The sequence below is a fragment of the Ulvibacter antarcticus genome (genome assembly GCF_003688405.1).
Lineage (GTDB): Bacteria > Bacteroidota > Bacteroidia > Flavobacteriales > Flavobacteriaceae > Ulvibacter > Ulvibacter antarcticus.
The window spans coordinates 326,592-352,946 of record NZ_REFC01000014.1; the positions used below are offsets into that span (position 1 = coordinate 326,592).

The 26,355-nt window shown below is 36.0% G+C and carries 24 protein-coding genes; 17 read left to right on the top strand and 7 right to left on the bottom strand.

Annotated elements, in window-relative coordinates; translation table 11 throughout:
* Positions 1-376: 376 nt before the first annotated feature.
* The 13 genes from BXY75_RS13125 to BXY75_RS13185 all read left to right on the top strand — a co-directional run bounded on the left by BXY75_RS13125 (position 377) and on the right by BXY75_RS13185 (position 15,401).
* Positions 377-1,759, top strand: coding sequence for a hypothetical protein (locus tag BXY75_RS13125; protein ID WP_121908220.1), 1,383 nt, complete (start codon positions 377-379; stop codon positions 1,757-1,759).
* Positions 1,760-2,656: 897 nt separating this feature from the next.
* Positions 2,657-4,009 carry a hypothetical protein gene (locus BXY75_RS13130; protein ID WP_121908221.1) on the top strand — a complete coding sequence of 451 codons (1,353 nt, stop codon included), beginning with the start codon at positions 2,657-2,659 and terminating at the stop codon, positions 4,007-4,009.
* 60 nt (positions 4,010-4,069) lie between these two features.
* The gene (locus BXY75_RS13135) at positions 4,070-5,296 is read left to right on the top strand and encodes a hypothetical protein (protein ID WP_121908222.1); all 1,227 of its coding nucleotides are present in this window, start codon (positions 4,070-4,072) and stop codon (positions 5,294-5,296) included.
* 315 nt (positions 5,297-5,611) lie between these two features.
* The gene (locus tag BXY75_RS13140) at positions 5,612-6,124 is read left to right on the top strand and encodes a hypothetical protein (protein WP_147437282.1); all 513 of its coding nucleotides are present in this window, start codon (positions 5,612-5,614) and stop codon (positions 6,122-6,124) included.
* 123 nt (positions 6,125-6,247) lie between these two features.
* A complete protein-coding gene (locus BXY75_RS13145; RefSeq protein WP_170152895.1) occupies positions 6,248-6,937 on the top strand; it encodes a CsgE family curli-type amyloid fiber assembly protein in 690 nt (229 codons plus the stop codon).
* Positions 6,938-7,035: 98 nt separating this feature from the next.
* Entirely contained in the window at positions 7,036-7,434 is a 399-nt protein-coding gene (locus BXY75_RS13150; protein ID WP_121908225.1) for a curli production assembly/transport component CsgF, read from the top strand.
* Between the two features lie 9 nt (positions 7,435-7,443).
* Positions 7,444-8,868 carry a CsgG/HfaB family protein gene (locus tag BXY75_RS13155; RefSeq protein ID WP_121908226.1) on the top strand — a complete coding sequence of 475 codons (1,425 nt, stop codon included), beginning with the start codon at positions 7,444-7,446 and terminating at the stop codon, positions 8,866-8,868.
* A gap of 2 nt (positions 8,869-8,870) precedes the next feature.
* Complete coding sequence (locus tag BXY75_RS13160) at positions 8,871-10,388, top strand: carboxypeptidase-like regulatory domain-containing protein (protein WP_121908227.1); 1,518 nt, start codon at positions 8,871-8,873, stop codon at positions 10,386-10,388.
* 86 nt (positions 10,389-10,474) lie between these two features.
* Complete coding sequence (locus BXY75_RS13165) at positions 10,475-11,653, top strand: AIR synthase related protein (RefSeq protein WP_121908228.1); 1,179 nt, start codon at positions 10,475-10,477, stop codon at positions 11,651-11,653.
* Between the two features lie 388 nt (positions 11,654-12,041).
* Positions 12,042-12,434, top strand: a complete 393-nt coding sequence (locus tag BXY75_RS17025; protein WP_147437283.1) for a hypothetical protein — start codon at positions 12,042-12,044, stop codon at positions 12,432-12,434.
* Between the two features lie 129 nt (positions 12,435-12,563).
* Positions 12,564-13,640 carry a peptide chain release factor 1 gene (prfA, locus tag BXY75_RS13175; protein WP_121908230.1) on the top strand — a complete coding sequence of 359 codons (1,077 nt, stop codon included), beginning with the start codon at positions 12,564-12,566 and terminating at the stop codon, positions 13,638-13,640.
* Between the two features lie 72 nt (positions 13,641-13,712).
* Positions 13,713-14,534 carry an orotidine-5'-phosphate decarboxylase gene (gene pyrF / locus BXY75_RS13180; RefSeq protein WP_121908231.1) on the top strand — a complete coding sequence of 274 codons (822 nt, stop codon included), beginning with the start codon at positions 13,713-13,715 and terminating at the stop codon, positions 14,532-14,534.
* Positions 14,535-14,633: 99 nt separating this feature from the next.
* Complete coding sequence (locus tag BXY75_RS13185) at positions 14,634-15,401, top strand: ABC transporter substrate-binding protein (RefSeq protein WP_121908232.1); 768 nt, start codon at positions 14,634-14,636, stop codon at positions 15,399-15,401.
* Here BXY75_RS13185 and BXY75_RS13190 read toward each other — a convergent pair.
* The gene (locus BXY75_RS13190) at positions 15,398-16,105 is read right to left on the bottom strand and encodes a DUF4197 domain-containing protein (RefSeq protein ID WP_121908233.1); all 708 of its coding nucleotides are present in this window, start codon (positions 16,103-16,105) and stop codon (positions 15,398-15,400) included. The genes BXY75_RS13185 and BXY75_RS13190 overlap by 4 nt on opposite strands.
* 96 nt (positions 16,106-16,201) lie before the next feature.
* Positions 16,202-17,110 carry a T9SS type A sorting domain-containing protein gene (locus BXY75_RS13195; RefSeq protein WP_170152896.1) on the bottom strand — a complete coding sequence of 303 codons (909 nt, stop codon included), beginning with the start codon at positions 17,108-17,110 and terminating at the stop codon, positions 16,202-16,204.
* Between the two features lie 200 nt (positions 17,111-17,310).
* Between BXY75_RS13195 and BXY75_RS13200 the strand changes: the two genes are divergently transcribed.
* From BXY75_RS13200 to BXY75_RS13210, 3 genes are all read left to right on the top strand, one after another.
* Entirely contained in the window at positions 17,311-20,736 is a 3,426-nt protein-coding gene (locus BXY75_RS13200) for a methylmalonyl-CoA mutase family protein (protein WP_121908235.1), read from the top strand.
* Between the two features lie 120 nt (positions 20,737-20,856).
* Entirely contained in the window at positions 20,857-21,348 is a 492-nt protein-coding gene (gene parS, locus BXY75_RS13205; protein ID WP_121908236.1) for a type II RES/Xre toxin-antitoxin system antitoxin, read from the top strand.
* A gap of 11 nt (positions 21,349-21,359) precedes the next feature.
* Complete coding sequence (locus BXY75_RS13210; RefSeq protein ID WP_170152897.1) at positions 21,360-21,821, top strand: RES family NAD+ phosphorylase; 462 nt, start codon at positions 21,360-21,362, stop codon at positions 21,819-21,821.
* Positions 21,822-21,838: 17 nt separating this feature from the next.
* On the opposite strand, the gene BXY75_RS13215 is transcribed toward BXY75_RS13210, so the two are convergent.
* A complete protein-coding gene (locus BXY75_RS13215; protein ID WP_245962972.1) occupies positions 21,839-22,195 on the bottom strand; it encodes a hypothetical protein in 357 nt (118 codons plus the stop codon).
* 169 nt (positions 22,196-22,364) lie between these two features.
* Here BXY75_RS13215 and BXY75_RS13220 point away from each other — a divergent pair, with 169 nt between their 5' ends.
* On the top strand, positions 22,365-22,805 hold the full coding sequence (locus tag BXY75_RS13220; protein ID WP_121908434.1) for an Lrp/AsnC family transcriptional regulator: 441 nt from the start codon (positions 22,365-22,367) through the stop codon (positions 22,803-22,805).
* Here BXY75_RS13220 and BXY75_RS13225 read toward each other — a convergent pair.
* The 4 genes from BXY75_RS13225 to BXY75_RS13240 form a co-directional block, all read right to left on the bottom strand.
* Positions 22,802-23,575 (bottom strand): DJ-1/PfpI family protein, encoded by a 774-nt coding sequence (locus tag BXY75_RS13225; protein ID WP_121908239.1) that lies wholly within the window; start codon positions 23,573-23,575, stop codon positions 22,802-22,804. The two genes, BXY75_RS13220 and BXY75_RS13225, sit on opposite strands and share 4 nt — an antisense overlap.
* Positions 23,576-23,580: 5 nt before the next feature.
* Positions 23,581-24,831 carry an MDR family MFS transporter gene (locus BXY75_RS13230; RefSeq protein WP_121908240.1) on the bottom strand — a complete coding sequence of 417 codons (1,251 nt, stop codon included), beginning with the start codon at positions 24,829-24,831 and terminating at the stop codon, positions 23,581-23,583.
* Between the two features lie 194 nt (positions 24,832-25,025).
* Positions 25,026-25,661, bottom strand: coding sequence for a hypothetical protein (locus BXY75_RS13235; RefSeq protein ID WP_121908241.1), 636 nt, complete (start codon positions 25,659-25,661; stop codon positions 25,026-25,028).
* On the bottom strand, positions 25,661-26,308 hold the full coding sequence (locus BXY75_RS13240) for a hypothetical protein (RefSeq protein WP_147437284.1): 648 nt from the start codon (positions 26,306-26,308) through the stop codon (positions 25,661-25,663). Before BXY75_RS13240 ends, BXY75_RS13235 begins: the two co-directional genes overlap by 1 nt.
* Between the last annotated feature and the right edge of the window lie 47 nt (positions 26,309-26,355).

A 26,355-nucleotide genomic window follows, 5' to 3' on the forward strand; every position in this document is an offset into this window, starting at 1 on the left:
TTCATTACGAAACCACTTACAAATACTATAAATTTCAACGCCATACGTGTATGCACGTATAGTATAATAGAAACATTTGTTGGATATTTGACTTATAATTTGACACTGAAAAAGGTGCTGAGTTATTTCTCCTCAACAATAAAGTTATAATATTTACTTGAATGAATTCAGTATTTGTAACTAAGAAACTAAGCAAAATATTAAATATCAATAAGCGGCTCTTTCCCCACTTGAGCAATCCTGCGTAAATTTTATAAGTCAGGAAAATAGGATGACAAACTTAAATTAATTACTAAAAACAAAGTATCCTTAACTGGATTGAAATAAATAGAAACTTAAGTTAACACAGTAAGTTATAACTAAATATTAGGGGATTATGAAAAAGCTATTATTAAGTGTGTCGATGTTATTTTGCGGCGCCGCATTGTTCGCACAGTTTAACACGAGTAGCGTAAATTCTACAGGTAATTTAAATCAGTCGAATGTTCTACAGGCAGGATCGACAAATGGTTCTACCGTCGATCAAGTTGGGAATAGGAACGATTCTGATGTGGATCAGATTGGAGATTTCAACTCAAATGATGTTGATCAACTAGGAAACAGAAATGAAGGAGATGTTCTTCAAACAGGTGATTTTAACAGCGCGTCTATTCATCAAGGCTTTGGAGCTGGTGCATCAGAAAACGATAGAAACCGGGCATCCGTAAGTCAGAATGGAAATTTTAATGATGGTCATATAGATCAATATGGTGATGCCGGAGGATCAGATCGCAACAGATCAGCTATACTTCAGGATGGAGATGCAAACATTGCGTATAACAACCAAGTTGGAGATCGCAATCGCTCTGCTCAAGATCAGATTGGTGACAATAACATTACTACAGTTTTCCAGGATGGTGATCGTAACAGATCCAATGCAGATCAAACAGGAGATTTCAACCAAAGCTATACAGATCAATCTGGCGACGACAACAGATCTCGTATGCGTCAAAATGGAGATTTTAATTTTGCCAGCGAATTGCAAGATGGAGATCGTAACAGAAGTAATGTTCGACAAGTGGGAGATGCGAATTTATCGATTTCAGATCAGCTTGGTGATGATAACAGAACTAGAGTAATACAAAGAGGAAACAATAACGATTCGGATATGGATCAAGTTGGGAACGATAACTTTAGTGACATTGTTCAGAGAGGTAATATAAACGAGTCGGATATGACTCAAATTGGAAATTCGAACGTTAATTATACGATTCAACGTAGAAACAATAACGATTCTGATGTTTTTCAAGTGGGTGATTTTAACTTCAGTGATACACGACAAAGAGGAAATAACAATATCGCTAATGAATCTCAAATAGGTAATTCAAATACATCACAAGTGCATCAAGGGTTTACCGGAGCTGCAAATAATGATAACAACGATGCTTCGATTAGCCAGGTTGGTGATTTGAACAATGCCCATATTGATCAGTATGGAGATGCAGGAGGATCTGATAATAATAACTCCGATATCGTGCAAAATGGAAATAACAATAATGCATACAATTCTCAAGCGGGAGATGATAATACATCCACTCAGGATCAGACAGGTGACTTGAATAATAGCAATACTTTTCAAACTGGAGATATGCATTTAAGTACAGCCGATCAAGTGGGGGATTTGAATAATAGCTTTGTAAACCAAAATGGAAACAATCATATAAGTGATGTAGACCAAAATGGGAATAGCAATAATTCGAATGTGAATCAGAGTAACTAACTAAATCTAAGGATTTTTAGACACTATAAAAATAGAAAGCATTGGTTCTTTGGAATCAATGCTTTTTTCGTAGGTAAAATCGTATGAATTATAAGCTCTTGTTAATTTTGAGTATAAACAGTTGGGTTGCCTTTCTGTCTATTACATAAAACCTAGGTAAAGCGACACATTCATATAGAGCTACTTTAGGTAATAAGTCAATATTTTGTAGGAATTTTAGATAAAAGAGGTAATTTCATTAATTCCTATCGATATACTAGGTTCCCTATGCGTTGAAGATTATTCTTACATTTAGACAATACGACCATAAACGCGCAACATCCTGCTATTATGGACACTAAGTGTAATACGTATTCAACATTAATTTAAATTTTAACAAAACATTAACATATGGCATTTTACTCAAAAACAGGTAGTTCAACTGATTTTTTTTTCCTACAACTGATTAAGTTAAAAGCGTTAATAAGAAAATTCCTACAAATGATTAAATATAAGTGTACTACGTGTTTGCACGTATAGTTTTATTCAAAGTTTTGTTGCAAATTTGACATGTAAATGAGAGGTAATTAGGTTTATTTCTGAATTACAAACTCCTCAAGTAAAAGTTATAAATACCCCAAAGTAACTTATGAAGCAAGTCTATTTATGACTATTTAAAGTGCTAAATGAGTTTATCCCCTACACATAAAATTGAACTACAGCAAACCAGTTCAATAAGATTGAAAGCGCCTCCCCGCGCATATTTTGAATCCATCCATAATAGGAGTCTATCAAAATAAAAAATTCAATACTTCCCCACATAATACGCAGTGCGATGTATCGCCTGGTTTTTTGAAATATGAGTATATATTTTCAACTATATATGTTTAACGGAATTTGTAACTAAATTTTTAAATTATGAAGAAATTAATATTAAGTATGGCAGTACTAATGTGTGGATCATTAGTATTTGCACAGGGCAATACAAGCTCTGTAACTCAAACCGGATTGGGGAACTCTTCCGGAGTAAGTCAAGTTGGCTCAATGAACGATTCTGATGTGGATCAGACAGGAGACAATAATGGCTCTACAGTTGATCAAACAGGAAACGACAACACTTCTGATGTTGATCAATTGACATTTACGCTTGGAACTAGTGATGATAACCTTAGTTCGGTGACTCAAAATGGTGACAACAACAACTCTTTTGTATGGAATGACGGAGACGATCATGAAAGTACAGTGAATCAAGACGGAGACGACAATGATTCTTATGTAAACCAATGGGGTAATAATAGTATGAGTGATGTAAACCAAGACGGAAACAACAATGACTCCGATGTTTGGCAACACCAAAATACTAATGACCATATTAGTGATGTAGATCAAATAGGTAATGATAACCTTTCTGATGTTCGTCAACAAGGTGGTGATGCAAACTTCTCTGATGTTTGGCAAAAAGGAGATATGAACAACTCTGATGTTGATCAAGAAGGTAACAGTAACTATTCTCAAGTATACCAATTAGGTAACGGGAATATGAGTACTATGTTACAAACTGGAGATAATAACATCTCTTCTGTACACCAAGGTTTCGATTTCGGTGGTGGATTTGAAATGAGTAATGATAACATGAGTAGTGTTACTCAAACTGGTAATGGAAATAGTTCTCACGTGGATCAATATGCTGCCAGTGGTGCAGACATGAATGATTCAGATGTGGATCAAACAGGTGATGATAACGACAGTTATGTTGGACAAACAGGAGACGATAATGAGTCTGATGTAGACCAAAATGGAAATTCTAACGATGCCTTTACCAATCAGGTAGGTGATGATAACTATTCTAAGACAGAAGCTCAAGGGAATTTGAACGATGCTAGTACTACCCAAGTTGGTGATAATAACTATTCAGATACTCGTCAACTAGGTAATTCTAACACTAGTAGTGTAAGTCAAAGTGGAGATGCTAACATTTCTCAAGTATACCAAGGATATTTTGGTGACAACAACACTAGTGATGTAGATCAAACAGGTGATGGTAACCAACAGTATACTGCTCAGGTAGGTGATGATAACAATTCTGATACTGACCAAGTAGGTGATGGTAACTTCTCTTATACATACCAAACTGGATTCCAACATGACAGTCTTGTTAACCAACAAGGTGACTTGAACGATAGTGATGTTCAGCAAAATGGTAACAACCACGGTAGTATGGTAAACCAAATTGGAAACAACAACGGTTCTGTAGTATTACAAAACAATTAATAAATAAGTAAGTAATTAAATCAATAAATAAATATTAATCCAAACTAAATTTTTAAAATTATGAAAAAAGTAATGTTATGCGCAGCAGCGCTTATGTGTGGAGCAGCAGTCTTTGCACAAGGAAACACTAGTTCAGTTACACAAACAGGATCTGGAAACGGTTCAATGGTAACTCAAACTGGTATGACCAATGATTCTGATGTTGATCAAACAGGAGATCTAAACATGTCTGATGTTGATCAAGATGGTGTTACAAACCTTTCTGATGTAGATCAATTTGGAGATTCTAACACTTCTGGTGTTGACCAATTAGGTGACGGTAACGATTCTCAAGTAATCCAATCTGGAGACAACAACACTTCTAGTGTTGATGAGGATGGTAACGACAACGATTCTTTTGTATGGCAAGATGGGGATTCTAACCTTAACGAAACTATCCAAAACGGAAACGATAACAATAGTTATGTAGATCAGTGGGGTGATACTAACGATGCTTATACTGAGCAACAAGGTAACAACAACAACGCTGAAACTTACCAAGGTTATGGTTCAGGTGGTGGAAACAACACTTCTGATATCTGGCAAACAGGTAATGACAATGATGCTAACACTTTCCAAAATGGAAACTTCAACTTTGGACAAGCTGAGCAAATAGGTAACAACAACAGTGGAGATATCGACCAAAATGGTGATAACAACTATGCTGGTGCTGGTCAATACGGTGACGATAATACTAGTACTATCGATCAAGCTGGTGACGACAACTATGCGCTTACTTTACAAACTGGTAACAACAACATTAGTTATGTTGCACAAACTGGAAACACTAACTTTTCATTAGTACAACAAGTAGGTTTATTTAACGGATCTGCTGTACTTCAAACTGGAGATAACAACTTCTCTAATGTTGGACAAGTTGGAAATGCTAATAATTCATTGGTAAATCAAAATGGAGACAATAACGGTTCTGATGTATTCCAAAATGGAAACAACAACAGTTCTGGTGTATCTCAACAAGGTGATGACAACACTAGTGATGTAGATCAAATTGGTCTTCTTAACAACAGTAGTGTGTTTCAATCTGGAACTAACAACGACAGTACAGTTCTTCAAGATGGTAACTTTAACTTTAGTGATGTGAAGCAAGTTGGTTTTGACAACATTAGTGATGTACTTCAAGACGGAAATGCAAACTCTAGTGGTGTGATCCAAACTGGAAACAACCACAACAGTGTTGTTAGTCAAATTGGTAACAACAATACTTCTACTGTAGTTCAAAGTAACTAAGAGTATAAGTAATACTTGTAAGGATTAAGTTTTTAATTCTTACTTATAAAACGGTATAAGAGCACGGTTTTCCCTGCTCTTATACTTGTTTTAAAAAATGACATAAAGTACAAGTAGTAAAAAGGGGTTTTCCCCCTATTTTATAGTTAATTCTTCGGAATTACTTGCCTGATACTTATAAATGTCTTAATTTAATGCAACCTAAGGAATAAGTAAGGTATTTCGGGGCTTTAAGTAGATCTGAAACCTTAAATATCTAAATTGAAATTCCTAGTCAAAAACAGGAATATTACTATTAATAAAAAGTCTAAACAAATGAAAACAATAGCCCGCTTATTATGTGCTAGTTTAATGCTCTTTGCATTTACAACTTCTTATTCCCAAACATATACAGACACACCTTCTGAAACAAATAGTTTCCAGAGTAACAAAGCTGAGAATAACTACTTATCGACTCAGAATTATCAGGTACAACAAAACGGTACCTCCAGAAATTCTGTCTTTATTAGTCAGGCCGGTAACAATAATTCAATCGTATCCAAAACTTCTTCAAACAGTAGTGATATAAATTATTTTCAAAGAGGAAATAATAATGATGTCTATGTGAGTTTAAGCGCAGATCGCATTGAACAAAATGTAATTCAAGACGGGGATAATCATTCTGTTCTTAACTTTAACAATGCCAAACTTGATTTCCATAAGGGCGAAATCATACAAAGTGGCAATAGTCAAAACTTAGTCTGGTATGGTGATAATTCCATTTCAGAAAACCTAAAAATTTCTATGCAAGGTAATGGTCAATCAGTGATCGTAAGAAATTTTAACTAAAATCCTATAATGCCCCTTTTTAAAAGACAGTTAATATGCTTCTGTTTACTTTCGCTGCTCTTCTCTCCAAGTGGCTTCGGTCAAATTTATAATTCCGTTGTTGAAGCAGAAATTAATTTAGAAATGAACAATGAATTTATCGAAGTAAAAGGTTCAGCTTTCAATCGAAGCGAGATCAATCAAAGTCTTCGATATGTACTCTCCGTAATAAGACAAGATCCTTTAACCAAAGATAAGGTTAAAAAAGACCAGACTGGAAGGTTTGTTTTAGCCGCAAATACAAAGATAAATCTCTCCGAAAGCACAATAAATTCCGAAGATCCTGCAAGAATAATAATTCTTTTGCTGATATTTGATACAGATGATAGCATCTTAGGAAAAGATAGAATAGTACTTAATGATGATCCAACTAGAAATGATCCGGATGCCATTGAGTTACAAACTTTTATAGACCAGTCTGATAAAGGTTTTACAGATGCAACTTCTCGCGATGTTAATTCAGATGCTGAAGATGGTGTGGTTTTAAGAGGAATTGTAGTTGAAGAGACCAAAACAAAACCTGGTAGTGATTTTTATAAGATTTTTTATCAATCTTATCGGGAAAATGAAATAAACAGTAATAGAATTATTACTATAAAAGAAGTATTTGCATTAGGTAGAAACACGAAACTTGAAGTGAAGATTGAAGGAGAGACCGTCTTTGAGTTTTTCTTAAGACCTAAAGAAGATTATTTAAAAGAAATGAATAGGTATGCAATGCGGTACGTCTTCAATTATTTGAAAAAGCAGGGACAAGTGGTGAAGCGTTATTGATGCAGAGTTATTGCGAAACGACTTATCTTTTTAAAAAAAGCAATTAAAATTAGTAATTTGGACATTCCAAATTATTTTTTATTAAATATATTATACAGATGAAAACAATTATATCCATAGTCTTTTGTATGATTGCCTATACCAGCTTTGGACAGCAGCTTGTATATAAAGCAATAAATCCCGCTTTTGGGGGAGATACTTTCAACCATCAGTGGCTACTTGCTGCTGCAAATGCCCAAAATTCATTTAAAGATCCGGAAGCACAAGATGATGAAAGAAGTGAATTGGACAGATTTTCCGAAAACTTGAACCGACAAATTTTAGGTCAACTTTCGAGAGGCTTGTTCGATGCCCAGTTAGGAGACGGACTACAACCAGGAACCTTTAATTTTGGAACTCTATCGCTCGAAATTTACGAATCGGCAGAAGGATTAGTTATAAATATTCTAGATACTAATACTGGAGAGCAAACACAGATTATAGTTCCCAACCCTTAAAACTTGCATATGCGTTCATATTACAAAATTGTCTCTTTATTGGTTACTGTTTTTTTAGCGTCTAGTTGTGGGACATACTTTAATCAACCTGTAACTCAACAGGATGCCAGAACAGGAGAACTAACACCTAAGAGTGCCATATTAAAAGAATTCCCTCTGCCAATGGAACCAGTGGTTGTAGGGGTTTATAACTTCAAAGATCAAACCGGACAGTATAAAAGCGCAGAAACGGGTAGTACTTTTAGTACCGCTGTCTCTCAAGGAGCCACTACAATTTTGGTAAAGGCGCTTGAAGATTCTAAATGGTTCACACCAATTGAACGTGAAAATTTAGGAAATTTATTAAGTGAACGGAATATAATTCGTTCCACCCGTGACGAATATAGAAAGAACTCGAATCCCAACGAACCCAATTTACCTCCATTATTATATGCGGGTATTTTGTTAGAAGGAGGAGTTGTTTCTTATGATAGTAACATATTGACTGGAGGTTTGGGAGCACGATATTTTGGAGTAGGAGGGTCTACTCAGTATAGAGAAGATCGTATTACCGTTTATCTACGTGCCGTTTCAACATCGAATGGGCGTATATTAAAAACTGTTTATATTTCTAAAACAATCTTATCACAGGCAGTAGATGTGAGTTTGTTCAAATATGTGAACTTTCAGAGACTTCTTGAAGCTGAAACCGGTTATACTAAGAATGAACCTGTTCAGCTAGCTTTAAAAGATGCTATCGAAAAATCTGTAGAGTCTCTTATCATTGAAGGAATCCAGGATAAATTATGGTCGACAAAAGATGGACCGCAAAAAGACAAAGAACTGGTTGATAGTTATCTGGAAGAGAAAGCATTTGAAGAATCCAAGCTTCTTTACGACAGAACACAAACCGTTAGTGAAGCTAAAAATAGTATATCTGTTGCTGGTATATCGCCATTGTTTAATGGGGATTATGCAAAAAAACGATTTGGTTTTGGAGCCTCGGTTGGTTTTGGACGAACTATTTCAGAGAATCTCAGTTTACAGCTGGAAGGTGCGTACTTAAGGTTTAAGACCGGACAGTCTTTTGAAAAAGAATTTGCAGACATTACCCTTAATGCACAATACAATATGTTGCCGTATGACGATTTGGCCCCGTTCGCTTATGTTGGATTTGGTTATTTACTAGATTTAGATAAGAGATTTAACCAAATACCAAGAGTATCCCCAGCACCTAAAGTTCAGGCTGGTGTTGGAGTCATATTTAAATTATCGGATACCTTCGATGTTAAGGCATTTGCAGAAAGCAATTTTACATTTTCAGATGAAATTGACTTAATTGAAAGTGGTAAAAGAGACGATTATTATTACAGCTTTGGTGTAGGGGTTAATTATTACTTCGGAAGAACCAGAGTTACTAAAACAGTAGTTAAACAACTTGAAACAAAGCAATAAAGATGAAAAGATTTTTAAAAATATGTGTGTACTGCCTTTTTGTAACAGCGCTTTTTTCTTGTTCTGAAGAAGGGTTTAATGAAAATGGTATTGGTATTATTAGTGGAACTGTTGTGGAAGAGGGCGAAAATACACCTTTAGCAAATGTAAAAATTACTACTACCCCTGCTACAAATACAGTGTTTACTAATGCAGACGGAGAGTTTGAAATCGATAATGTCGCCTCAGGTGATTATTCGGTTCAAGCTTCATTAGATGAGTACATAGCAAAATTTCAGGCGGCCAATGTAACAGATTCAAATGTCACTAACGTAGTCTTTGAACTTGTAAAATCTCTCGCGAATAATGTTCCACCTCTCGCACCGACCTTATTATTTCCGCCAGATAATGCCACAGAATTAGGTTTCACGGTTAATTTTATCTGGACAACTATAGATGAGGACGAAGACGATCTAACCTACAGTATGGAATTACGAAATGGTAATACCAATGAAATTCAAATATTCGAAACAGAATCAGATACAACTGTTACAGTTCAAAACCTTCAATTGGCTACTAATTACTTCTGGCAAGTTACCGTTTCAGACGATATCAATGAACCAGTAGTTTCGCCTGTATCCGAGTTTACTACTTTAACAGAATTGACCAACCCTATACTCTTAGTAAAAACGGTAAATAACAATAGTGTCATTTATTCAGGCGATATTGGCGAAGAGGGAGATACAGATGTGAATCTTATTCAACTTACCAGCGAAAATCAGAACAGTTTTAGACCAAGAAGAAATTCAACCGTGAGGAAAATCGCTTTTTTAAGGACCGTGGGCGGAAATACCCAATTGTTTACCATGAATTATGATGGTACTGAAGTTGATCAAATTACGAATAGTAGACCGGTAAAAGGGTTTAGAGATGATTATGTAGATTTTTGTTGGGCGACCGATGGTCAGTTATTGTACTATCCAAATTTCGACAAATTATATAGAATTGATCCGGATGCTGGAGGCGCAACATTGGTATTTCAAACGACTGATGGTTCATTAATTTCTGAAGTAGATACTCCTCAGTTTAATGAGAATTTACTCGTATTAAAAACCAACGACATTAATGGATACAATGTTCGTATCTTTACTCTGGATATTACCTCCGGTACTGGCGTTGAAGACCAATTAGTTCTTGAAGATGAGCCTGGTGCGATTGGAGGAATAAACATTTCTTTCGATGGGCAAACCGTACTTTACACTAAAGATGATAGTCAAAGTCAAAATTCGAATTATAGAATAATCGAAAGTAGAATGTATCAGTTCGATTTAGCGAGCGGCACTGAATCCATTTTAGATTCTGAAGCTGTAACTGGTCAGAATGACCTATATCCTCGTTATTCACCAGCAGAAGGAACAGTTATATTTACTAGAAAGAACAATAACTTAACTGCTGTCCCTGCAATTTATACTATTACATTGGATGGTTCAAAAGCGGAAGATCTTTTGTTTACAGGTGCAGCAATGCCAGACTGGGATTAATTTAAACAAACATATATACATAAAAAACGTCCTATTCTTTTGGGACGTTTTTTCATTATGTATTTTTGCACTATTAAGATACAGTCATGAGTAAAGAAATATCAGATCGTTATGCCCAAAGAGGAGTTTCTGCCGGAAAGGAAGATGTTCATAATGCAATAAAAAATGTAGACAAAGGTCTATTTCCGCAAGCGTTTTGTAAGATCGTACCTGACTACTTAAGCGGTGATGACGATTATTGTCTTATTATGCATGCAGACGGTGCAGGTACTAAATCTTCACTCGCTTATATGTATTGGAAAGAGACCGGAGATATCTCTGTATGGAAAGGTATTGCTCAGGATGCGCTAATAATGAATATTGACGATTTACTTTGTGTAGGTGCCGTAGATAATATCATGCTGTCTTCAACTATTGGCCGAAATAAAAATCTTATTCCTGGAGAGGTGATCTCCGCAATCATAAATGGAACTGAAGAACTAATAAAAGAGCTTGCTGCTTATGGTGTAAGTATTCATTCAACTGGTGGGGAAACTGCAGATGTGGGGGATTTAGTAAGAACGATAATTGTGGATTCTACAGTTACCGCAAGAATGAAACGAAGTAAAGTCATTGATAATTCAAATATAAAGGCGGGCGATGTCATTGTTGGCTTGGCTTCTTATGGTCAATCCTCCTACGAAACTGAATATAATGGCGGTATGGGAAGTAATGGGCTAACTTCGGCACGTCATGACGTATTTTCAAAATATCTGGCAAATACCTATCCTGAAAGCTTTGACAAATCGGTACCGGAGAATTTGGTTTATTCCGGCACAAAGAAATTAACAGATAATATTAAGGATACTCCCTTAAATGCCGGTAAATTAGTGCTGTCACCGACTAGAACTTACGCTCCAGTTATTAAAAAAATACTATCGAAGTATTCAAATACCGATATTCACGGAATGGTGCATTGTAGTGGCGGCGCACAAACTAAGATTTTACATTTCATAAACAAGCTTCACATCATTAAAGATAATCTATTAGAGGTTCCACCATTATTTCGTCTTATACAGGCAGAGAGTAAAACCGACTGGAAGGAAATGTATAAGGTCTTTAATATGGGACATAGAATGGAATTATATGTTCCTGAGAATATTGCCCAAGATCTTATAGAGATATCTGAATCTTTTAATATAAAAGCGCAGATAATTGGGAGGGTAGCTGCTTCAGAAGAGAAAAAGCTCACCATTAAAAGTGAATTTGGAGTGTTTGAGTATTAATTAGACTGAGGATTTAAAATGTTCTTTTAATAAAATAAATTTGGCTACAGCAAAGAGTTTACTCCTAAGAAAGCAGTATAAAAAAATATTAATTTTTACTTCAATATTTTTCTTTGTGCTAGGTATTATAGTTCACTCAACAGGGGATTTTTTAACATATAGATTGATTAGAGGCTTAATTTATATGTCGTTTTTGAGCTTGTTATATGTATTTCAAGGTAAAAAGATACATTCCTTAATTTTTTTATTTCTTTTTATTAGTGGTTTATCGAGTTTCGCAACCATTGGATATGAAAGCAACTGGTTGGCAATTATATCGATGATTCTATTTCTATTATCATCATTAGTCTTAATAAATGCCGTGGCACCAAAGGTCAATTTCCGGAAGATGAATACACTTCTAACTGTGATATTTGTAGTTATGGTTTTGATTGACGGTTACTTATTATATGAATTTGTTCAGATGATACGGGAACTGACTCTTAGCAGTACGCACTACGTATTTACTCTTATCAGCGCAATGAGTTTTGTATTTCTGGGCTTTTTAGCGATTCTATATAATTATATCTACAGTTCAAAAGCAAGTTTGGTATTTGTTCTATTTGTCTTCACCTTTATTTTTGCTGAAGTATTTAGGGCAATTGCATATTACGATATCGCATTCGGAATTGCATCAATACATATTGCTCGAGGATTATTATTGCTTAGCATGTGTCTATTGGTTCATTATTGTCTACTAGGGAAAAAGGACGTTGAAAAATTGAATCAGAAGTTGTTTTAACATCACTTAAAATCAACTCAAAATAGGTTGCTTCCCTTTCTGAAGATTTCTTTAGGCTTTTGACGAAACTGTCTTATTTATCGTAAATTTGCATCTGCCTGTTGAGAAGGTATATTGATACTATAATTTATGTTAGAAAAGCTTCAAATAGTAAAACAAAGGTTCGATGAGGTTAGCGATCTTATCATTCAGCCAGATGTTATTACTGATCAAAAAAGATACGTACAACTAACGAAAGAATATAAGGACCTCAGGATCTTGATGGGTAAGCGCGAAGAGTATATCGAGCTTACTAACAACATAGAAGAAGCTGAGGAGATATTATCGGATGGAAGTGATACTGAGATGGTGGAAATGGCTAAAATGCAAATGGATGAGGCTAAATCAAGAATTCCTGTATTAGAAGATGAGATTAAATTTTTACTGGTGCCAAAAGACCCTGAAGATGCAAAGAATGCGGTGATGGAAATTCGTGCAGGAACAGGAGGAGATGAAGCGAGTATATTTGCCGGCGATTTATTTAGAATGTATACAAAATACTGTGAAAGTAAAGGTTGGAAAACAAGCGTAATCGATTTTAGTGAAGGTACTAGTGGTGGGTTTAAAGAAATCCAGATGGAAATTGAAGGAGATGATGTATACGGAACATTGAAATTTGAAGCAGGGGTGCATCGTGTACAACGTGTTCCTCAAACCGAAACACAAGGTCGTGTGCATACCAGTGCCGCCACTGTAATGGTTTTTCCGGAGGCTGAAGAATTTGATGTCGAAATTGAGGCAAAAGACGTGCGTGTCGATTTTTTCTGCTCGTCAGGACCGGGAGGACAATCGGTGAATACAACGTATTCTGCCGTTCGACTTACACACTTGCCCACTGGACTTGTAGCACAATGTCAAGATCAAAAGTCGCAGCATAAAAATAAGGACAAGGCTTTTAGAGTATTGAGATCAAGATTATATGATCTCGAATTGGCGAAGAAACAAGCTGAGGATGCTATAAAAAGAGGGTCAATGGTTACAAGTGGTGACCGTAGTGCAAAGATTAGAACCTATAATTATCCACAAGGTCGAGTTACAGAACATCGAATTGGATTAACACTTTATGATCTTAGTAACATCATCGATGGGGATATCCAAAAAATAATCGATGAATTGCAATTGGTGAGTAATACTGAAAAACTAAAAGAATCGGGTGAGACTTTCTAGTAGATTATGAAAACTGTAGAATTACGGTTTCTTTGAAGTTTGGGAAAAAGAGCGATAAATTATAAATAGCAAATGAAAATATCTAAGCTGGTTTCTGAAATACATCGAAAAAAATCTTTTTTATGTGTTGGTCTGGATGTTGACCTTGCAAAAATTCCGAAGCACTTATTAAATGAAGAGGACCCAATCTTCGAATTTAATAAAGCCATCATCGATGCAACTCAAAATCTGGCTGTTGCCTATAAACCAAATACGGCATTTTACGAGGCGTATGGGATAAAAGGATGGCAGGCACTTGAAAAAACAATAAAATATCTCAATTCTAATTTCCCGGAAATCTATACTATTGCCGATGCGAAACGTGGTGATATTGGTAATACTTCTAGAATGTATGCCAAGGCTTTTTTTGAGGATTTAGGCTTCGACTCCGTAACTGTCGCACCTTATATGGGTAAAGATTCGGTGGAACCATTTTTAAGTTTTCCTGATAAACATACCATTCTTTTAGCCCTGACTTCAAACGAAGGTGCTTTCGATTTTCAGACTAAATTGACTGATGGAACTGAGTTCTATAAAAAAGTGCTTGCTACATCAAGGCAATGGGAAAATTCACAGAATCTGATGTATGTTGTAGGTGCTACTAAAGCCGAGTATCTCACAGAAATCAGGGCAATTGTACCTGATAGTTTTCTACTTGTGCCTGGAGTCGGGGCTCAAGGTGGTAATTTGGAAGATGTTTGCAAATATGGTATGAACAAGGATGTTGGATTGCTTATTAATTCATCCCGTGGAATACTTTACGCTTCAAACGAGAGGGATTTTGATAAGGCGGCAGCAATTGAAGCTAAGAAATTGCAATTGCAAATGGAAAAGATATTGTCTACTCTAACTTAAATTGTGTGCGTATTGAGTATCGCAACTTTCATATAAAAAAGACCTTTAGAAATTGTCCACTTATCCTTGAATCAATAAAATACTTCTATTATAAAAAGGATGCGAGATCAACTTAACAGAATAGTTCCTCTTAAAGGAGTGCCTAAGCGAATTGTGTCTTTGGTGCCTTCGCAAACTGAATTACTGTTCGATTTGGGTTTAGGAGATGCTCTTGTAGGTATCACTAAATTTTGTGTGCATCCATCTTCTCTTCGGAAAGTTACAAAGATTGTTGGAGGCACTAAAAATGTAAACTTTAAGAAAATAAAAGAATTATCCCCGGATATAATAATTTGTAATAAAGAAGAGAACACAGAGGAGATTGTAGCATTGTGCTCTCAAATTTCACCGGTTTGGGTAAGTGATATTTACACGATTGAAGATGCCTTGGAAATGATAAAGATGCTAGGGGAGATTTTCTTAGTTTCTGAAAAAGCTTTAGGAATATCTAGTCAAATCAATAGTAAATTGGGGCTTTTTTCAGAATTTATAAAGGATAAGCCAAAAATGAAGGTCGCTTATCTCATTTGGAAAAATCCATTTATGATAGCTGGTAGGCAGACATTTATTAATGAACTCCTTCAGTTAAATCATTTTCAAAATATAGATGTCGATCCACTGTCTAGATATCCGGAGGTCGAACTAAGTGATCTTAAAAAAGCAGATTTGGTGTTGCTTTCAACTGAACCATTTCCTTTTAAACAAAGTGATGTTGTAGAACTTCAGAACACACTTGAATGCAAGGTGCTTTTAGTTGATGGAGAATATTTTAGCTGGTATGGATCAAGATTAAAGGATTCATTTATTTACTTTAAAAGCTTGCATTAATCCTGAAGTGCAAATACCTGTTGCAATAATGTCGTTGTACGTGAAGATAGATTAGTTCGAATTTGTTGCTCTTCCACTCCAATCATTTTATACACCCCTTTAAGAGCTTCTGAAGTCACATAATCTGTTAAATCCGGGTTTACTTTATTCACAAAAGGGATGGAGTTATACTTGTTAATAATATTTGCCCAAATCTGATCTGCTCCTACCTTGGAGAATGAATTTTTAATCACAGGATTAAACTTGGTGTAGAGTACGCTAGAAGTTTTAGTTTCTAAATAGGATGTTGCAGCTGTATTTGAGCCAAGGAGGATATTTTTAGCATCATTGAAGGTGATTTGCTTAACTGCATTCACAAAGATAGGGGTAGCTTCACCTACGGCGTTCTCTGCAGCACTGTTGATTGCTTCAAGGCCTTCATCTGCTAAGGATCCCAATCCAATATCACGCAACGTCTTGTCTACTTTTTGGAGCTCTTCCGGCAGCATTATTTTTACGAGAGAATTATTATAGAATCCACCTTTTTGCGTGAGTTTGGTAACCTGCTTATCGATTCCAAAGTCAAGTGCTTGTCTTAATCCTGCTGCAATATCAATTCCAGTTCCTGTTTGTCCGTTTGGGAGCGTATTAACTACCTGCTGAAGTTCGGCACAGGAAACGGAGATAAAACATAAACAAACTAAGGCGATCTTTTTTAAATTCATGGTAGTGGTATTATTGATTTTTTCAGAATGTAAAGATAAAAAAAAGACCCTTCGTAAGAAGGGTCTTTAGCTTATATAAATAAGAAATTAATATTCTTATTTGATAACTTTGATAGTCTTAGAAGCATCTCCGATAGTTACTTGTACCAAGTAAGCTCCAGAAGAAAGTGCACTCATGTCAACTTTAGGAGAAATAACTCCTGGTTGAGCTTGAAGAACAACTTTTCCAAGTACATCATATACAGTAACAGTATCAACAGAAACTTTAGAGCTAATGTTTAATATGTCTTGTACAGGATTTGGATAAACTTTGAAATTATCTGCAGCGAAATCATTTGTAGCTCCAATTGCACCTTCAACATATAATACATCATCTATATAGAATGTATTGTTAGCGTCGATTGCATAAAAGTCGATACCACCTACAGTAGCATCAGCATCAAATGGTTGAGCAGGTACATCTACACCGTCAACTTTCATTTGCCATGTTAAGTTAGTAACATCGTAGAAAATTTCAATATCAAACCAAGCGTTTTCTGGGTAAGCCCAAGAATACGTTGGATCAGGATCAGTTACATTAGGATATGCACCACCAAGACCAGGAGCACCATTTGCAGCCTGAGTATTGTTGAATACTAAGTTTGGAGAATTAAATACACCAGCTCCACTTCCAGCTCCACCATTTGGCTCAAGTTGACCTTGTAAATTGTAATAACCAGTTTTTCCAGTAGGGATGAACATTGCAAATTTTACAGTCCAAGTTGATGAAGTTTTATTTCCTAAGTTCAAGATAACATCTTGTTCTGGAGAACCTCCACCTGGTCCTACTAAACCTGATTGAAAACCAGATTGAGCTTCAATATCTACTACTGTAATATCTTCACCAGTATTAGGATTTCCAGACCATGTGTCCCAATGAGCAGCTTGAGTTCCCATTTGTCCTAGATTGTATGCCTCAAAGTCGTCGAGAGCAAATTGAGCATTAGCAGCAAAAGTAAACGCCATAACTGCAACAGCTAAAAAGTAAATTTTTTTCATAATGTTTAGATTTTAATTGTTTAATAATAGATTGCAATATACAAAAAAAATATGAAAAAACATAAAAGGTATTCTAATTTTTTGGTTGTAATCTAATATCCCGACAGAGATGGAATTTTACTAGGATTTCCGTAATTTTGTGCCTCATTAGTTTAAAGTAAAATTAGATGCAACAACAAGCTCCTTACATCCCTGTTAATAAAGTGAGAATAGTAACAGCCGCTTCCTTATTTGACGGTCATGACGCAGCAATAAATATAATGCGTCGTATTATTCAATCCACTGGTGTGGAGGTCATTCATTTAGGACATGACAGAAGTGTTGAAGAAGTTGTAAATACTGCTATTCAAGAAGATGCAAATGCAATAGCGATGACATCTTATCAAGGAGGACATAACGAGTACTTTAAGTATATGTACGATTTACTTAAGGAGAAAGGCGCAGAACATATCAAGATTTTTGGTGGTGGTGGTGGTGTTATTTTGCCTTCGGAAATCAAAGAATTAATGGACTATGGAATAACCAGAATTTATTCACCTGATGATGGGCGGGAGCTCGGACTTCAAGGAATGATAAACGATTTGGTAAAAACTTCGGATTATCCGATTGGTGATAAATTGAATGGTGAGTTAGATAAGCTTTCAGAAAAAATACCGGGTGCCATTGCAAGAGTTATTTCGGCAGCCGAAAATTTTCCGGAAATTGCCAGGGAAACCCTTCAGAAGATACATCAAAAAAATAAAGAAACTAAGACGCCAGTTCTAGGTATTACTGGAACTGGAGGAGCAGGGAAGTCCTCATTGGTAGATGAATTAGTTCGAAGATTTTTAATCGATTTTCCTGAAAAGACAATTGGTTTAATTTCTGTCGATCCATCGAAACGAAAAACAGGCGGAGCTTTACTGGGAGATAGAATTAGAATGAACGCCATTAATTCTCCTCGTGTCTATATGCGTAGTTTGGCGACTCGACAAAGTAATCTTGCCTTATCTAAATATGTTGAGGAGGCTATCCAGGTGCTTAAAGCGGCCGAATACGATCTTATTATTCTGGAAACTTCAGGAATTGGGCAAAGTGACACAGAAATTATAGAGCATAGTGATGTTTCACTTTATGTTATGACTCCTGAATTTGGAGCGGCAACTCAATTGGAAAAAATTGACATGTTGGATTTTGCCGATTTGGTAGCCATCAATAAATTTGATAAACGCGGTTCATTGGATGCGTTACGAGATGTGAAGAAACAGTATATGCGTAATCATCAATTGTGGGAAACGCATCAGGATGATTTACCTGTGTATGGTACTATCGCATCACAGTTTAATGATCCGGGTATGAATAAGCTGTACAAGGCCATTATGGATGAAATAGTGGAAAAAACGGCTTCAGATTTAAAAAGTGATTATGTGATTTCGGATGAAATGTCTGAAAAGATATTTGTTATTCCGCCGGCACGGACACGCTATCTTTCAGAAATTTCAGAAAGTAACAGAGCTTACGATAAAAAAGCAAGCGATCAAGCTGAATTCGCGCAAAAATTATACGGAATATTCAAAACAATAGAATCAGTTTCCGGAAAAATGCCTGAGCTGGATAAAGCAGGAATCGCGAATGAAACTGTGACCACTTCCGAAGAAAACAAAGATCTAATCAAACTTCTTTTGGGCGAATTTGATCGTGTAAAACTAAATCTGGACCCTTACAATTGGGAGGTAATTACAGGTTGGGAAGAAAAAGTCAATAAATATAAAAATCCGATCTATGCTTTTAAAGTGAGAGACAAGGAGATAAAAATTGATACTCATACCGAATCCTTATCTCATACTCAGATCGCTAAAGTAGCGCTGCCAAAATATAAGGCATGGGGCGATATTTTACATTGGACGCTTCAGGAGAATGTTCCGGGAGAATTTCCATATACGGCAGGTCTATATCCCTTTAAAAGAACAGGGGAAGATCCAGCAAGAATGTTTGCAGGAGAAGGAGGACCAGAGCGTACCAACAGGCGTTTTCATTATGTGAGTATGGGCTTACCTGCAAAACGACTTTCTACTGCTTTCGACAGTGTGACTTTATACGGTAACGATCCGGATCACAGACCGGATATATATGGAAAAATTGGGAATGCAGGTGTTTCTGTTTGCTGTCTTGATGATGCCAAGAAATTGTATTCCGGTTTCGATCTTAGTCATCCAATGACTTCAGTTAGTATGACTATCAATGGCCCGGCACCGATGCTTTTAGGGTTTTTTATGAATGCTGCCATCGATCAGAATTGTGAAAAATACATCACTGAAAATGGACTAGAAAAGGAAGTTTCGGCGAAAATTGATGAAATATATAAGGAAAAAGGGGTAAAACGACCTACCTATCAAGGGGAATTACCAGAGAGCAATAATTCTTTAGGGCTTATGCTTTTAGGAGTGACTGGTGATCAGGTATTAGCTTTGGATGTCTATACTAAAATAAAGTTTGATACCTTGATGCAGGTTAGAGGTACTGTGCAGGCAGATATTCTGAAGGAGGATCAGGCGCAAAATACCTGTATTTTTTCTACGGAATTTGCTTTGAGATTAATGGGAGATGTTCAGGAGTATTTTATAGAAAAGAAGGTGCGCAATTTTTATTCTGTTTCAATTAGCGGATATCATATAGCTGAAGCAGGTGCGAATCCTATTACACAATTAGCGTTTACCTTGTCAAATGGCTTTACTTATGTGGAGTATTATTTGAGCCGTGGCATGGATATCAATGATTTTGGACCGAACCTTTCATTTTTCTTTAGTAATGGAATCGATCCGGAATATTCGGTGATTGGAAGAGTAGCACGAAAAATATGGGCGAAGGCACTTAAGGAAAAGTACGGAGCTAATCCGAGAGCACAGATGTTGAAATATCACATTCAAACATCGGGACGATCGTTACATGCGCAGGAGATTGACTTTAATGACATACGAACAACCTTACAGGCTTTATATGCAATTTATGACAACTGTAACTCTTTACACACGAATGCATACGATGAGGCTATTACAACTCCCACAGAAGAGAGTGTCCGTCGAGCAATGGCCATTCAGTTAATCATCAATAAGGAACTTGGACTTGCCAAGAATGAGAATCCTATTCAGGGATCATTTATTATTGAAGAACTTACAGATCTTGTTGAAACGGCGGTTTTAAAAGAATTTGATAGTATTACTGAGCGAGGTGGTGTATTGGGAGCCATGGAGACCATGTACCAACGCAGCAAAATTCAGGAGGAAAGTCTGTATTATGAAACTTTGAAGCACAATGGTGAATTTCCAATCATTGGTGTAAATACTTTTTTAAGTAGTACCGGGTCACCAACTGTTCTGCCTGCGGAAGTGATACGTGCAACAGAGGAAGAAAAGCAATTCCAAATCCAAACGCTGGAGAATCTACATTCGGGAAATAAATCGTTAACTGAGCAAGCTATTGAGAAAATTCAATATGCGGCCATCCATAACGATAACATTTTTGAACAGTTGATGGAAGCAACCAAAGTTTGTTCTTTAGGGCAAATTACTTCTGCTTTGTTCGAAGTAGGGGGTCAGTATCGAAGAAATATGTAATTTTCAAGACATCTTTAGATTTGTATTTTAGATGTAAAATGCTAGAATATAGGGGAAAAGGTTAAGAATAATTTTTTAAACACGACAAAAAATAGTATATTTGTGTCAAATGTCGTGGTCATGAGAAATTTAAAAATTCAAAACTTAACCAAAGAGCCAAAAGTTTTCTACGGGCTTCAAAACAAATACGATAGAATAGTAAGTGTTTTGGGTGGTAGTGTGCAAGTGGGGCGGGTCATCAATAGTGATATCGATTTAATAGAAATTACGCGTAAAGGTTTGCCAAAATCGGTGGTTGCTACGGTAAGTAATATTTTAGGTATTTCTATGGAAAAAATGAGTAACCTTATTCATGTTTCACATAGAACAATACAACGTAAAAATGATAATGAGTTACTCAATGTTTATAGCACTGAGCAAATTCTTGAAATTGCCGAAGTTATAAGCCGTGGTATCGAAGTATTAGGGTCTATAGAGAATTTTAGTCATTGGGTAAATAGTGAAATTCGTGTTTTAAACTATAAAAAACCGCTGGATTATCTCGATACCAGTTTTGGCACAAAACTTATCAAAGATATTTTGGGAAGAATAGAACAGGGTGTTTATTCTTAATCGATATTGTATTGAAACTATACAGGGCTACAAAAAACAAATTTATAAAAGATCTTAGTGGAGAAGGTGCCCGTTTATTTGGAGGGCGTTGGAATAAACCCGGAGATGCAATGTTGTATTTTTCTGAACATTTGTCGCTCTGTATTCTCGAAATTTTAGTGCATATGGATTTTAAGTATCTGGACAGCGACTATTCTTTTTTAGAAGTCAGCGTCCCTGATGATGCAGTTACAATATTTAATCCGGAAAGGTCTATCAAAACATGGAATGCTGTTCCGTTTACTGCAAATACGCAGGTGCATGGTTCTAAATGGTTGACTTCGGAAAGCAGTTTAGGGCTTTCAGTACCTTCTGCAGTTCTAAAACAAGAACGCAATATTCTAATCAACCCAAATCACACCTTATTTTCGGAATTAAAAATAGTAACAAGCAGTTCGCTTAAATTCGATTCAAGATTTTTAAGAAAAATATAATGTCTTAGATAAGGATACTATAAAGTTAGCATCCAGCTACGTTGTAGTTTCCTGAATTTCTTAATTTCAGTTCTAAGCATAGGAAGAAAGTCTTTACCATTACTATGAGAACGTTCCAAACGCTCACAGTTTTTATATAAAGAATTCGTTAAGCGAATCACAGAAGCGGCGTATTTGTGCTTTTCTTCTGCGAAAGGCTGACTTTCAGCTTTAAGGATTTCGGGAGCTAAAGAAATAGATTGTTGTACAATATCTCCTGTAAAATAAATGTTCGGATCTTCGGAGCCATTAGAATGTAAAGACGCTAAATCATGCACCAGATAAGAAGAAATATTTCGGGATAGTGTAAATATATCCATAGCCTTCTTGTACATAGGTGATTGGGGGAATTTGTTGGGCATTACCGGTATCATTGTTATCTAATTATTCTTTTATCAAAGAGTCTCAAATTTAGTGACAAGTTTTCATATTAAACTATCGATTTTAAAGTAAAAACGTATATTTGCTTTAATTTTTATGTTTTTAATACGTAAAATTGTACAAATGAAAATAGATTCACTAAACTGGAATATTTTAAATTGCTTGCAGGAGAATGCGCGAATGTCTAATGCGGAGATTGGTAGACGTGTTGGTATAAGTTCGCCTGCAGTAAATGAACGTATTAAAAAGATGGAAGATTCGGGGGTTATTCATTCTTATAAAACCATGGTCTCTCCTTTCGAAACAGGTTATCAACTAAAAGCGATTATCACCTTACGTGCTTTTATGGGTAAGTTAAAGCCATTCCTGGAAAAGGTAAAAACTTACGATGAAGTCCTCAATTGTTATAGAATAACGGGGAATGAAAATATTGTAATGGAAGTTGTTCTTAAAAACCAAAAACACCTCGAAAGTTTTATCGATCAGTTAATTACTTATGGAGAAACTAAAACACAGATTGTGCTCTCTCATGTAGTTGCGAATAATAAAATAAAACCAATTTAATGGGATTCGGTCTTTTCAATAATTAAATGCGGCACATTTTCAAGTTCCCAGTCAATTACGAGGCCTCCAGCTAGAGATTGAGCGATTTCTTTGCCATACAAGAACTCACACAAATAGAGAGCAGCTTCAAAACTTTTGGCACCGCCTGCTGAGGTAATGTATTTTCCATCATGTACAAACAAGACATCTTTCCTGATGTCCAATTTCGGGAACATTGCTCGCATTGCATCTATATCTGAAGGAAAGGTGGTAGAAACAGTCTTATCTAACAATCCAGCTTTTGCCAGTACGAATGCTCCGTCACAATGTGAAGTCATAAATTGGGCATCTTTGTTAGTTCGTCTCACAAAATTAAGCATTTCCTGATCTTCTAGATCGCTGTCGAGATGATGTTCGGCACTTGGTATAACCAGAATATCGATGATAGGAATACTGTCTTTTAGATAATTAAAATCTGGAAGAATACGCATGCCTTCAAAACTGCGAATAGGTTTATCGGTATTCGCAACGGTGAACACATTCATTGCCTTTATATTTTCTCTGAAAATAGTGTGTTGAAAAATATCGAAAGGTGCGGTGAGTTCTGTATTGTAAACTCCGTCCATTATTAAAAAACCTACATTATATCGCGAAGTGTCGAGCTTCGGAAAAACCTTACTATTTTCTATGATGTCTACTTCGGAAGTATTCGCTACATCTTTCTTTTCCGAAGGATTTCCGCAAGAGATAATTCCGAAGAAAACAACTAAAAGAACATACTTTATATTCATATATATTAAACGTTAGCTTTGCATTTTATTCCATCCGAAGGTACTACTTCTGAAGGTTTTTTTAATAAATAATGCAACCAAAGAGACAGACCACCTATACCTACTAAAAAGATGAAAATATAGTTCCAGGTATTGGTATACCCAAAGCTGTCTACCATATTCATGCCGCCATTATGTCCAAAAATATGGGATAGCGAAAAACTCATGCTGTATAATCCCATATAGCTTCCTTTTCGGCCTTTTGGAGACATTTCTAATGCCAATGCATTCGAAAAGGGAGATCCTATCATCTCACCAAGCGTCATTAGTAACATAGCAATGACCAAAACTCCGCTCCAAGAACTTACATTTAGGACAATAAAACTTATGGCTAATAGAGCGATTCCCCAGAATGTTGCCATGGTTTTAGATAGTTTTTTCTTTTCTAACCAAGCGATTAATGGCATCTCAAAAATAACGATTACCGCACCGTTAATAAAGAATAGCCACCCGATGAGGTCTTCGGTTAGAAAATGGGCCTGTTCATAGTATAGCGGCATTACGCTAAAATATTGTACGAACATAATTCCGTTCGCTACCATAATTATAAAGAATAACATATAAACCCCGTTTTTATAGGGTGAGATACCTTCTTTTACAATCGCCTTTCCTTTCAACTCTTCTTTTGATTCTTTTGGCTTCAGAAGTAAAAACAAACCTACAGATGCTAGGATACATGTAATTCCGTCGATCCAGAATAATGATGTGTAACTAATACTGGCGATAATAATTCCACCAATTAACGGCCCTATTGAAAACCCAAGATTAATTGCCAATCGGATGAGGGTTATACTTCGAGTTACATTTCCCGGTTTGCTGTAGGTATCTGCTGCTACGAAAATGGCAGGTCGGTAGGCGTCGGCAACAAAAATCAATGAAAATATCGCGGCACAAAAACCGTAAAATGTATCAATAAACTGAAGCAGTATAAATCCTACCCCGCTTATAAATAAGCTGAAAACGATCACCTTATAAAACCCAATAGAGTCTGTTAATTTACCACCCAACCAGGTTCCAGCAAGCGATCCTAATCCAAAAGATGTCATTATCCAGCCAACCTGCGGTAATGTAAATCCTTTCGAATTTACCAGATAAAGTGATAGGAAAGGTATCACCATGGCACCGGCTCGATTAATAAATGTAACGAGAGACAAGAGCCAAATCTCTTTCGAAAGGCCTTGAAAATTACTTATGTAGTTTTGGTATATTTTTCTCATGATTGGTAGTATAAATATAAAACGTCCGGCTAAATGGCCGGACGTTTCTATATTGATATATTCTATTTACTTATAATCAACACATACGAAACCGGCATCGTGATTCACGATCTGTGGTCCATGTTCTGGTATATAAGTAATTTTTCATTTCTACTTTTCTGAGTGTCAAATGTAGCAAAAAAATCGATTCGGAATTAATCTACAACTCTTTTTAGTGCCTTAGCAAGTTTATACGCAGCTGTTGTTATTGCTTTTCGCATCCTATTTAAGCTGGGGCCAACACCTTCACCATCGCCATCGGTTTTATTGTATTTTCCCATGGCACGACTAATTTCGGTTGTAAATAGTGGCTCGTTTGGAGCATCACTTTTCGAAAATTCTAAAAGCATGGTCACTTTTGCGGGTTCATTTACAATTCCGGCGTCATACCCATAATACATCCATGGTATTTTAACCTTTAGAAGATAATTAGCATCAGTATTGTTCTCAATAAACTGAGGTGCATTTTTATAATCTTTCAGTTTATTATTTAAGACTTCAATAAACGTAGCTGGCCAAATTTCGTTTTTAAACTCAACATAATCTTTAGCCCATTGATCTGCTTCAGCTTGATCTCTATGGTTTACTATTTTTTTATGCATTTTTACAAGGAAATCTGATTCCGAGACGTTATTATCAATCACTACTCCGTTAAAGTCAATTTGAATATTGAGTGTTTCTTCCGAAGCCAAAAAAGAAAGTGCCTTTTTATCGATATCGATGTGTTGTGCTAAAATGGAAGTTGATAGGAGGCAGAATGCTGCCAATAAACTAGTGGTAAGTTGCTTCATTATTTTTTTACAATTCTTTTAAGGGCTTTCGCCAGGTCCGGGGCAATTCGTTCGTAGACATGTTGCATGCTTTCGAGTGATGGAATTGAGCCTAAATTATTACCATAACGGCTATCTGCAACTAAACCTTCTCGCTTTTTCAGCTTGGTAGAAGCGATAAAATTCTCAGGATCGGATGAAAGATAAAAGTAGATAGTCATAGTCGCCTTCGCAGGTCTTTTCATGAGCCCGATATCCCATCCAAAGTCCATCCAATATGTATGAATTACCATGGTATATTTGGTGGTAGGATCGTTTAAAACAAAGGCGGGTGCGTTTCTATATTGCCCTAAGGCAGTGTTTAATTCGGTGATAAAAGCTTCCGGCCAGATAATCTTTTTGGCTTTGAGATAATCTGCTTTCCATTGATTAGCTACCAAAGAATTTTCTCTATTACTTATTCTTGAAGTGGTGATTTTTAGGAAGTCTTTTTCGGAAATATAACGCCCATCGAAGGTGAGTTCGTCGTAAGCAAAAATGACGTTTATTTTTTCTTCGGAAGCAAGGACTTTCAAGGATTTTTTATGAAGCCCAATATGCTGTCCGTAAAGCGACACCATGCTTATTTGAAGCAAAATAAAAATGATGAAACTCCTTTTTAAATACATTGAAATTTTTTCAGAAGGGATAAAGATACAGAAGTTTAATTAGTTTT

Bases quoted from the DNA above. Each gene is read 5' to 3' on its own strand.
- BXY75_RS13215 (WP_245962972.1), bottom strand. From the start codon at position 22,195: ATGTACAAGAAGGCTATGGATATATTTACACTATCCCGAAATATTTCT.
- BXY75_RS13165 (WP_121908228.1), top strand. From the start codon at position 10,475: ATGAGTAAAGAAATATCAGATCGTTATGCCCAAAGAGGAGTTTCTGCC.
- BXY75_RS13135 (WP_121908222.1), top strand. From the start codon at position 4,070: ATGAAAAAAGTAATGTTATGCGCAGCAGCGCTTATGTGTGGAGCAGCA.
- BXY75_RS13190 (WP_121908233.1), bottom strand. From the start codon at position 16,105: ATGAATTTAAAAAAGATCGCCTTAGTTTGTTTATGTTTTATCTCCGTT.
- BXY75_RS13145 (WP_170152895.1), top strand. From the start codon at position 6,248: ATGAACAATGAATTTATCGAAGTAAAAGGTTCAGCTTTCAATCGAAGC.
- prfA (WP_121908230.1), top strand. From the start codon at position 12,564: ATGTTAGAAAAGCTTCAAATAGTAAAACAAAGGTTCGATGAGGTTAGC.
- BXY75_RS13225 (WP_121908239.1), bottom strand. From the start codon at position 23,575: ATGAATATAAAGTATGTTCTTTTAGTTGTTTTCTTCGGAATTATCTCT.
- parS (WP_121908236.1), top strand. From the start codon at position 20,857: ATGAGAAATTTAAAAATTCAAAACTTAACCAAAGAGCCAAAAGTTTTC.
- BXY75_RS13160 (WP_121908227.1), top strand. From the start codon at position 8,871: ATGAAAAGATTTTTAAAAATATGTGTGTACTGCCTTTTTGTAACAGCG.
- BXY75_RS13155 (WP_121908226.1), top strand. From the start codon at position 7,444: ATGCGTTCATATTACAAAATTGTCTCTTTATTGGTTACTGTTTTTTTA.
- BXY75_RS13200 (WP_121908235.1), top strand. From the start codon at position 17,311: ATGCAACAACAAGCTCCTTACATCCCTGTTAATAAAGTGAGAATAGTA.
- BXY75_RS13235 (WP_121908241.1), bottom strand. From the start codon at position 25,661: ATGAAGCAACTTACCACTAGTTTATTGGCAGCATTCTGCCTCCTATCA.
- pyrF (WP_121908231.1), top strand. From the start codon at position 13,713: ATGAAAATATCTAAGCTGGTTTCTGAAATACATCGAAAAAAATCTTTT.
- BXY75_RS13240 (WP_147437284.1), bottom strand. From the start codon at position 26,308: ATGTATTTAAAAAGGAGTTTCATCATTTTTATTTTGCTTCAAATAAGC.
- BXY75_RS13125 (WP_121908220.1), top strand. From the start codon at position 377: ATGAAAAAGCTATTATTAAGTGTGTCGATGTTATTTTGCGGCGCCGCA.
- BXY75_RS13230 (WP_121908240.1), bottom strand. From the start codon at position 24,831: ATGAGAAAAATATACCAAAACTACATAAGTAATTTTCAAGGCCTTTCG.
- BXY75_RS13195 (WP_170152896.1), bottom strand. From the start codon at position 17,110: ATGGCGTTTACTTTTGCTGCTAATGCTCAATTTGCTCTCGACGACTTT.
- BXY75_RS13140 (WP_147437282.1), top strand. From the start codon at position 5,612: ATGAAAACAATAGCCCGCTTATTATGTGCTAGTTTAATGCTCTTTGCA.
- BXY75_RS13185 (WP_121908232.1), top strand. From the start codon at position 14,634: ATGCGAGATCAACTTAACAGAATAGTTCCTCTTAAAGGAGTGCCTAAG.
- BXY75_RS13220 (WP_121908434.1), top strand. From the start codon at position 22,365: ATGAAAATAGATTCACTAAACTGGAATATTTTAAATTGCTTGCAGGAG.
- BXY75_RS13130 (WP_121908221.1), top strand. From the start codon at position 2,657: ATGAAGAAATTAATATTAAGTATGGCAGTACTAATGTGTGGATCATTA.
- BXY75_RS17025 (WP_147437283.1), top strand. From the start codon at position 12,042: ATGAATACACTTCTAACTGTGATATTTGTAGTTATGGTTTTGATTGAC.
- BXY75_RS13150 (WP_121908225.1), top strand. From the start codon at position 7,036: ATGAAAACAATTATATCCATAGTCTTTTGTATGATTGCCTATACCAGC.